At 60.2% G+C, this 7,936-nt stretch carries 17 protein-coding genes; all 17 read right to left on the reverse strand.

Annotation, left to right across the window (positions count from 1 at the left end; all coding sequences use genetic code 11):
• Position 1: 1 nt before the first annotated feature.
• Complete coding sequence (rpsH, locus tag AWH62_RS12725; RefSeq protein WP_075190864.1) at positions 2-400, reverse strand: 30S ribosomal protein S8; 399 nt, start codon at positions 398-400, stop codon at positions 2-4.
• 16 nt (positions 401-416) lie between these two features.
• The gene (gene rpsN, locus AWH62_RS12730; protein ID WP_075190865.1) at positions 417-722 is read right to left on the reverse strand and encodes a 30S ribosomal protein S14; all 306 of its coding nucleotides are present in this window, start codon (positions 720-722) and stop codon (positions 417-419) included.
• A gap of 49 nt (positions 723-771) precedes the next feature.
• Entirely contained in the window at positions 772-1,332 is a 561-nt protein-coding gene (rplE, locus tag AWH62_RS12735; protein ID WP_075190866.1) for a 50S ribosomal protein L5, read from the reverse strand.
• On the reverse strand, positions 1,325-1,639 hold the full coding sequence (rplX, locus tag AWH62_RS12740) for a 50S ribosomal protein L24 (protein WP_075190867.1): 315 nt from the start codon (positions 1,637-1,639) through the stop codon (positions 1,325-1,327). The genes rplE and rplX overlap by 8 nt, the downstream gene beginning before the upstream one ends.
• Entirely contained in the window at positions 1,639-2,007 is a 369-nt protein-coding gene (gene rplN / locus AWH62_RS12745; RefSeq protein ID WP_075190868.1) for a 50S ribosomal protein L14, read from the reverse strand. Before rplN ends, rplX begins: the two co-directional genes overlap by 1 nt.
• Positions 2,008-2,048: 41 nt before the next feature.
• Positions 2,049-2,285, reverse strand: a complete 237-nt coding sequence (gene rpsQ, locus AWH62_RS12750; RefSeq protein WP_047162728.1) for a 30S ribosomal protein S17 — start codon at positions 2,283-2,285, stop codon at positions 2,049-2,051.
• 2 nt (positions 2,286-2,287) lie between these two features.
• Positions 2,288-2,494: a 50S ribosomal protein L29 gene (gene rpmC, locus AWH62_RS12755; protein WP_075190869.1), complete on the reverse strand. Its 207-nt coding sequence runs from the start codon at positions 2,492-2,494 to the stop codon at positions 2,288-2,290.
• Positions 2,495-2,507: 13 nt separating this feature from the next.
• Entirely contained in the window at positions 2,508-2,921 is a 414-nt protein-coding gene (rplP, locus tag AWH62_RS12760; protein ID WP_011643726.1) for a 50S ribosomal protein L16, read from the reverse strand.
• Between the two features lie 11 nt (positions 2,922-2,932).
• On the reverse strand, positions 2,933-3,637 hold the full coding sequence (gene rpsC / locus AWH62_RS12765; RefSeq protein WP_075190870.1) for a 30S ribosomal protein S3: 705 nt from the start codon (positions 3,635-3,637) through the stop codon (positions 2,933-2,935).
• Positions 3,637-4,017 carry a 50S ribosomal protein L22 gene (gene rplV, locus AWH62_RS12770; RefSeq protein ID WP_075190871.1) on the reverse strand — a complete coding sequence of 127 codons (381 nt, stop codon included), beginning with the start codon at positions 4,015-4,017 and terminating at the stop codon, positions 3,637-3,639. The genes rpsC and rplV overlap by 1 nt, the downstream gene beginning before the upstream one ends.
• Positions 4,018-4,020: 3 nt before the next feature.
• The gene (gene rpsS / locus AWH62_RS12775) at positions 4,021-4,299 is read right to left on the reverse strand and encodes a 30S ribosomal protein S19 (protein ID WP_075190872.1); all 279 of its coding nucleotides are present in this window, start codon (positions 4,297-4,299) and stop codon (positions 4,021-4,023) included.
• Between the two features lie 10 nt (positions 4,300-4,309).
• Positions 4,310-5,146 (reverse strand): 50S ribosomal protein L2, encoded by an 837-nt coding sequence (gene rplB, locus AWH62_RS12780; protein ID WP_075190873.1) that lies wholly within the window; start codon positions 5,144-5,146, stop codon positions 4,310-4,312.
• Position 5,147: 1 nt separating this feature from the next.
• On the reverse strand, positions 5,148-5,444 hold the full coding sequence (locus tag AWH62_RS12785) for a 50S ribosomal protein L23 (protein ID WP_075190874.1): 297 nt from the start codon (positions 5,442-5,444) through the stop codon (positions 5,148-5,150).
• A gap of 1 nt (position 5,445) precedes the next feature.
• Positions 5,446-6,081, reverse strand: coding sequence for a 50S ribosomal protein L4 (rplD, locus tag AWH62_RS12790; RefSeq protein WP_075190875.1), 636 nt, complete (start codon positions 6,079-6,081; stop codon positions 5,446-5,448).
• Positions 6,078-6,884, reverse strand: coding sequence for a 50S ribosomal protein L3 (gene rplC, locus AWH62_RS12795; RefSeq protein ID WP_075190876.1), 807 nt, complete (start codon positions 6,882-6,884; stop codon positions 6,078-6,080). The genes rplD and rplC overlap by 4 nt, the downstream gene beginning before the upstream one ends.
• A 4-nt stretch (positions 6,885-6,888) precedes the next feature.
• Complete coding sequence (gene rpsJ / locus AWH62_RS12800; RefSeq protein WP_011643734.1) at positions 6,889-7,203, reverse strand: 30S ribosomal protein S10; 315 nt, start codon at positions 7,201-7,203, stop codon at positions 6,889-6,891.
• 81 nt (positions 7,204-7,284) lie between these two features.
• On the reverse strand, positions 7,285-7,936 hold a 652-nt coding region (locus tag AWH62_RS12805; protein ID WP_255371584.1), incomplete at its 5' end, for an EF-Tu/IF-2/RF-3 family GTPase.

A 7,936-nucleotide genomic window follows, 5' to 3' on the forward strand; every position in this document is an offset into this window, starting at 1 on the left:
CTTAGCTGACGTGACAGAGAATCTCGCCGCCCACATTGGACTCGCGAGCAGTCGAATCCGACATCACGCCCTTGGGCGTGGACAGGATTGCAATGCCGAGGCCGTTCTGGACGAGCGGAAGGTCTTTGACGCCGGAATAGACGCGGCGGCCCGGCTTGGAGATACGTTTGATCTCCGAAATGACCGAGTCACCTTCGAAATACTTCAGTTCGATCTCGAACTCTTTCATGCCGGAAGCGTGTTCCACTTCCGCGTAATCGCGGATGTAGCCTTCCGACTTGAGAACGTCGAGCACGCGGCGGCGCAGGGCCGAGGCCGGCGTGTTGACGGTCCGCTTGTTGCGCATCAGCGCATTGCGGATACGGGTCAGCATATCGCCGAGAGGATCGTTCACAGACATCTCTTCGTCTCCTCTCTTACCAGCTCGACTTGACCATGCCGGGGATCAGACCCTGGCTGGCATAGTCACGCATCGCGATACGCGACATGCGGAGCTTGCGATAGAATGCACGCGGCCGACCGGTGATCTCACACCGGTTCCGGATGCGGGTAACCGCCGAATTGCGCGGCAATTCAGCCAGTTTCAGCTGAGCAGCAAAACGCTCCTCAACCGGCAATTCCTGATTGCGAGCGATCGCCTTGAGCTGTTCACGCTTGGCCGCATAACGCTTGGCCAGACGCGCACGCTTCAAGTTGCGCTCGATTGCGGAAGTTTTCGCCATTTAAGTCCTCCTGCGCGCAAAGCCCGAACGGCTTTGCTCTCCTGCTGCGTTAGTTCGTAAAGGGGAAATCGAACTCGGCCAGCAGGGCCTTCGCTTCCTCATCATTGGCTGCGGTGGTGCAGACAACGATATCCATACCCCGGATTTTCTCGACCTTGTCGTAGTCGATTTCCGGGAACACGATATGTTCTTTCAGACCCATCGCGTAATTGCCGCGACCGTCGAAGCTCTTACCATTGAGCCCACGAAAGTCACGCACGCGCGGCAGGGCGATCGTGATCAGGCGGTCCAGGAATTCGTACATACGATCCTGGCGCAGGGTCACTTTCGCGCCGATCACCTGCTCCTCGCGGAGCTTGAAGCCCGCGATGGATTTCTTGGCAACCGTCTTGACCGGCTTCTGGCCGGAAATGGCTTCGAGATCTTCCAGGGCACCCTTGATCTTCTTGGAGTCCTGGGAGGCCTCACCGACGCCCATATTGATCACGATCTTGTCGAGACGCGGGATCATCAGGTCGTTGGCATAGCCAAATTTTTCCTTCATCGCCGCACGAATGGTTTCATTGTACTTCGTGCGGAGACGCGGTGTGTATGTGGCGGTATCAGACATCGATAACCTCGCCCGAGCTCTTGGCGATGCGGACTTTCTTGCCGTCTTCAATCTTGAAGCCGACACGGGTCGCTTCGCCGGTTTTCGGATCAGCCAGCGCCACGTTCGAGACGTGGATCGAGGCTTCCTTTTCCTTGATGCCGCCCTGGTCGGTCTGGGTCGCACGCGTGTGGCGCTTGACCACATTCACGCCGGCCACGATGACACGGTCCTCGGTCGGCAGAACCTTGGTGACTTCGCCGGTCTTGCCCTTGTCACGGCCGGCGAGAATGACGACTTTGTCGCCCTTCTTGATCTTGGCAGCCATTACAGCACCTCCGGCGCCAGCGACACGATCTTCATGTGGTTCTTGGCGCGAAGTTCGCGTGGAACCGGTCCGAAAATACGCGTGCCGAGCGGCTCGTTGTTATTGTTGATGATCACAGCCGCGTTGCCATCAAAGCGAATGACGGAACCGTCCTTGCGCTTGATGTCCTTGGCCACGCGAACGACGACGGCCTTGCGGACGTCACCCTTCTTCACGCGACCACGCGGAATGGCTTCCTTGACGGACACCACAATGATGTCGCCGACGTGGGCATAGCGACGCTTGGCTCCGCCAAGCACCTTGATGCACTGAACACGACGGGCGCCAGAATTGTCTGCCACGTCCAGATTGGATTGCATCTGGATCATTGAAGATCCTCCTTAGGACAGGTGGGGTCCTTCCGCGGGGCTTACGCCTCGACGGTGACCACCTCCCACCGCTTCAATTTCGACTTGGGTGCACATTCCTGAATCTGGACCTGGTCACCCACCTTGAACGCATTGGCTTCGTCATGCGCATGGTAGCGCTTGGTGCGACGGACCGTCTTGCGCAGCAGCGGGTGGAGGAAAGTCCGTTCCACACGCACCACGATGGTCTTGGCACCTTTGTCACTAACCACGACGCCTTGCAGGATACGCTTCGGCATCGCTAGCTCCCTTGCTCTTGCTGCGACTTGCGCTCGCCTTGAACGGTCCGGATACGCGCGACATCGCGGCGGATCTGGGCGTAGCGAGCGGTATTTTCCATCTGGCCTGAGGCCTGCTGGAACCGCAGATTGAATTGCTCTTGCTTCAGCTTGAGGAGCGCGTCCTTAAGCTGGTCTTCGGTCATGGCGCGAACGTCAACGGATTTCATCGTTGTGTTCTCCCTATTCGCCCAGTCGGGCGACGATTTTCGTCTTGACCGGCAGTTTCGCGGCGCCCAGTTCCAGGGCTTCGCGCGCAACATTTTCGGGAACACCGTCGATCTCGAACATGATGCGGCCGGGCTTGACCTTGCACGCCCAAAACTCGGGCGAGCCCTTACCTTTACCCATCCGGACTTCGGTCGGTTTCTTGGAAACCGGCACATCCGGGAAGATACGGATCCACACGCGACCAGCACGCTTCATGTGGCGAGTGATCGCCCGACGCGTGGCTTCGATCTGGCGCGCGGTAACGCGTTCCGGCTGCAGCGCCTTGAGACCGTAGGAGCCGAAGTTCAGCGTGAAGCCACCCTTCGCTGCGCCCTTGATACGGCCTTTGTGCGCCTTGCGGAATTTCGTGCGTTTCGGTTGCAGCATGGCTGAATTCCTTACGCGGCTTGGCGGCCCGAACGGGCGCGCTGTTCACCGGACTCCTGGAGACGGCGCTCCTGGGCGTTCGGATCGTGTTCCATGATCTCACCCTTGTAGATCCAGACCTTGATACCGATGATACCCATCGCGGTCTTGGCTTCGCAGGTGCCATAATCGATGTCGGCGCGCAGCGTATGAAGCGGGACAGAGCCCTCATTATACTGCTCGGTACGTGCGATTTCCGCACCACCAAGACGACCGCCGCAGACGATCTTGCAGCCCTTGGCGCCCATGCGCATCGCCGACTGCATCGAACGCTTCATCGCACGGCGGAAAGCCACGCGGCGCTCGAGCTGCTGGGCGATGGACTCGGCCACCAGGGTCGCGTCGATCTCCGGCTTGCGCACTTCCACGAGGTTCAGGAAAACCTCGCCGTCGACCATTTTCGACAACTCCTTGCGGAGCGTCTCGATGTCCGAGCCCTTCTTGCCGATCACAACACCCGGACGCGCCGTGTGGACCGTGACGCGGCACTTCTTGTGCGGGCGTTCGATGACGATTTTGGACACGCTGGCATTCTTCAGACGCTCTTTGAGCATCTTCCGGATCTTGATGTCTTCATGCAGCAGCTTGGCGTATTCGCCAGCGCCGGCATACCAGCGGGATTCCCAAGTACGGTTGACGCCAAGGCGCAGACCGATCGGATTGACTTTCTGACCCATCAGGCGGCCTCCTCGACTTCGCGCACCACGATGGTGAGCTCGGAAAACGGCTTCAGGATCTTTGCGCCGCGTCCGCGTGCACGGGCCCGAAACCGTTTCATGACCAGGTTCTTGCCGACGAAGGCTTCCGACACCACGAGGCTGTCGATATCCAGGCCGTGATTGTTCTCGGCATTGGCGATCGCAGACTCGAGGGCTTTCTTGACGTCCTTGGAAATGCGCTTGCGCGAAAATTCCAGGTCGGCCAAGGCGCGCTCCACCTTCTTGCCGCGGATGAGCGCAGCAACGAGGTTCAGCTTTTGCGGGCTGATGCGGATCATCCGCAGCTTGGCGCGCGCTTCATTGTCAGCGACGCGACGGGGATTGGAAGACTGTCCCATCGCTTATCTCCGCTTGGCTTTTTTGTCCGCAGCGTGACCGTAATAGGTCCGCGACGGAGAGAATTCGCCGAGCTTGTGGCCGACCATGTCTTCGGTCACCAGCACAGGCACGAACTTGTTGCCGTTGTGAACCTGGAATGTCAGGCCCACGAATTGCGGCATGATGGTGGAACGGCGCGACCAGGTCTTGATCGCGTGCTTGCGTCCGCCCTCGTGCGACTTTTCCGCTTTTTTCAGCAGATAGCCGTCGACGAACGGACCTTTCCAGACAGAGCGAGGCATCGTCTGCTCCCTATCGCTTCTTGCGCTCGTGGCGCGAGCGGATGATGAACTTGTCGGTCGACTTGTTCTTGCGTGTCTTGGCACCCTTGGTCGGCTTGCCCCACGGGGTCACCGGATGGCGACCACCAGAGGTGCGGCCTTCACCACCACCATGCGGGTGGTCGACCGGGTTCATGACAACGCCGCGAACAGACGGACGCTTGCCGAGATGGCGATTGCGACCGGCTTTGCCGAGGTTGATGTTGAGGTGGTCCGGGTTGGAAACCGCACCGACCGTCGCCATGCACTTGTCCGAGACCATGCGCAGTTCACCCGAAGCCAGACGGATCTGGGCGTAGCCGGCATCGCGGCCGACCAGCTGAACATAGGCACCGGCGGAACGGGCGATCTGACCACCCTTCTCCGGCTTCATCTCGACATTGTGAAGGATGGTGCCAACCGGCACCGCCTTCAGCGGCATGGCATTGCCCGGCTTCACGTCGGCCTTGGCAGACGCGATCACCGTATCGCCTTCGGAAAGACGCTGCGGAGCCAGGATATAAGCCTTTTCCCCGTCCTCATACTGGATGAGGGCGATGAAGGCTGTCCGGTTCGGATCGTATTCCAGACGCTCGACCGTCGCGGGAATGTCCCACTTGCGGCGCTTGAAATCGACCAGACGGTAGAGACGCTTCGCGCCACCACCCCGCCGGCGGGCCGTGATGCGACCCATATTGTTGCGGCCACCCTTTTTGGTGAGGCCTTCAACCAGTGTTTTCTCGGGGCGTCCCTTGTGCAGAGCGGAGCGATCCACCAGCACCAGGGCACGGCGGCCCGGAGAAGTCGGTTTGAATGTTTTCAAAGCCATCTTACAGACCCGTCGTCACGTCGATCGAGTGACCCTCTGCGAGAGTCACGACCGCTTTCTTCTGGTCATTGCGGCGTCCGGCGATACCCCGAAACCGCTTTGTCTTCCCGTGAACCTTGATGGTGTTCACAGCCGTCACCTTCACCTTGAAGAGCTCTTCGACCGCTTCCGCGATCTCCTTCTTGTTGGCAGAGAGCGGCACGAAAAAGACAACCTTGCTTTCTTCCGAAAGCAGGGTGGATTTCTCGGTGATCACCGGGCTCAGGATCGTGTCGTAATGGCGCGCAGCAGCCGACATCTTAAGCCTCCTTCGCGCTGAGGCGGGCGTGGATCTGTTCCACGGCAGCCTTCGTCAGCACCAGGGTGTCGCGACGCAGCACGTCATAAACATTCAGGCCCTGGGCGGGCAGAACATCGATGCACGGCAGGTTGCGAGCCGCCTTGGCGAAATTCTCGTTCACTTCCGTCCCGGAGATGACCAGGGCGTTGGAAATGCCCAGACCTTCAAACGACGTCCGAAGCGCCTTCGTCTGCGGTGCGTCGAGCGCGGCATCATCAATGATGATCAGCGACTTGGCACCGAGCTTGGCGGACAGCGCATGACGCAGACCCAGCGCACGGACCTTCTTGGGAAGCTCGTGAGCGTGGCTGCGGACGCGCGGACCGTGAGCCTTGCCGCCACCGACGAATTGCGGGGCAGACCGGGCACCGTGACGCGCCGTACCGCCGCCTTTTTGGCGACCGAAACGCTTCTTGGTGCGGTTGATTTCAGAGCGGCCGAGCGTTTTGTGCGTGCCCTGCTGGCGGGAGGCCAGCTGCCACTTCACAACGCGCTGCAGAAGGTCGGAGCGCACCTCTTCAATGCCGAAGACGGCATCGTCGAGATCGATCGCACCGGCGTCTTTCGCCGCGAGGGTTTTGACCTCGATCTTCATGCTTGCGTTCCTTCTTCACCGTCAGCCGCAGCTTCCGGGGCCGCGTTGTCGGCATCAGCCGGAGCAGCCTCGTTCTCAACCACTTCGGTCGGAGCCGGTGCATTCAGTTCGTCCAGCGTGCGGAACTTGCCCGGAACCGGGAGCTCGGCATCGCCGTGACCCTTGACTGCATCACGCAGCTCGACCCAGCCGCCTGCCGAACCCGGAACAGCGCCCTTGACCAGGACAATGCCGCGATCGACGTCAACACGGACGACTTCGATATTCTGCGTGGTCACGCGGACAGCGCCCATGTGACCAGCCATTTTCTTGCCCTTGAAGACCTTGCCCGGATCCTGACACTGACCGGTCGAACCATGCGAACGGTGCGAGATTGACACACCGTGCGTGGCACGAAGGCCGCCAAAACCGTGGCGCTTCATGGCACCTGCAAAACCCTTACCGATCGAAATGCCGGCGACGTCCACTTTCTGGCCCGGAACGAAATGGTCCGCGGTCAGCTCGGAGCCGACTTCAATCAGCGCGTCTTCAGCGACGCGGAATTCGACCAGCTTGCGCTTGGGCGCAACCTTGGCCTTGGCGAAGTGACCGCGCATCGCCTTCGGCGTGCGCTTGGCCTTGGCTTCACCGGCACCCAGCTGGAGCGCGACATAGCCATCCCGGTCGGCGGTCTTGTGAGACACGACCTGGACATTGTCCATGTGCAGCACCGTGCAAGGCACGTGCGAGCCATCTTCGGCGAAAATGCGCGTCATGCCCAGCTTGCGGGCAATCACGCCTGTTCTGCGATCTTCCTGGCGCATAATCTTACGCTCCCAGCTTGATCTCGACGTCCACACCGGCCGACAGGTCGAGCTTCATCAGCGCGTCCACGGTTTGCGGAGTGGGGTCGACGATGTCGAGAAGGCGCTTGTGCGTCCGGATCTCGAACTGCTCGCGCGACTTCTTGTCGATGTGCGGCGAGCGCAACACCGTGAATTTCTCGATGCGCGTCGGCAGCGGAATCGGACCACGGACGTTGGCGCCCGTGCGCTTGGCTGTCGAAACGATCTCCCGGGTGGAATTATCCAGAACCCGGTGATCGAACGCCTTCAGGCGAATGCGGATGTTTTGACGTTCCATCAAACCGATCCCGTTTCTTAACTTTCAAAAAGAGCAAACCGGGGCGGATACCTGCGGCACCGCCCCGGTCGGATAAGTAGTCTACTCGATGATTTTCGAGACGACGCCGGCGCCAACGGTGCGGCCACCTTCACGGATGGCGAAGCGGAGCTTCTCTTCCATGGCGATCGGCACGATCAGCTCGACATTCATTTCGACATTGTCGCCCGGCATCACCATTTCCGTGCCTTCGTTCAGCGTCACGACGCCGGTGACGTCGGTCGTGCGGAAGTAGAATTGCGGACGGTAATTGGTGAAGAACGGCGTGTGACGGCCACCCTCTTCCTTGGTCAGGATATAGGCTTCTGCCACGAATTTGTGGTGCGGCGTGATGGAGCCCGGCTTGGCCAGAACCTGGCCACGCTCGACACCTTCACGATCGACGCCGCGCAGCAGCACACCGACATTGTCGCCGGCCTGGCCCTGATCGAGCAGCTTGCGGAACATTTCAACGCCGGTACAGGTCGTCTTCGAGGTGTCACGAACACCGACGATTTCGATCTCTTCACCAACCTTGACGACACCGCGCTCGATACGGCCGGTCACAACCGTGCCGCGGCCCGAGATCGAGAACACGTCCTCGATCGGCATCAGGAAAGGCTGGTCGATCGGACGCTCAGGCGTCGGGATGTAGTCGTCGACAGCCGCCATCAGCTCAAGGATCTTGTCCTTGCCGATGTGGTCGTCACGGCCT

It is taken from the genome of Maricaulis sp. W15 (assembly GCF_001924955.1).
Classification (GTDB): domain Bacteria; phylum Pseudomonadota; class Alphaproteobacteria; order Caulobacterales; family Maricaulaceae; genus Maricaulis; species Maricaulis maris.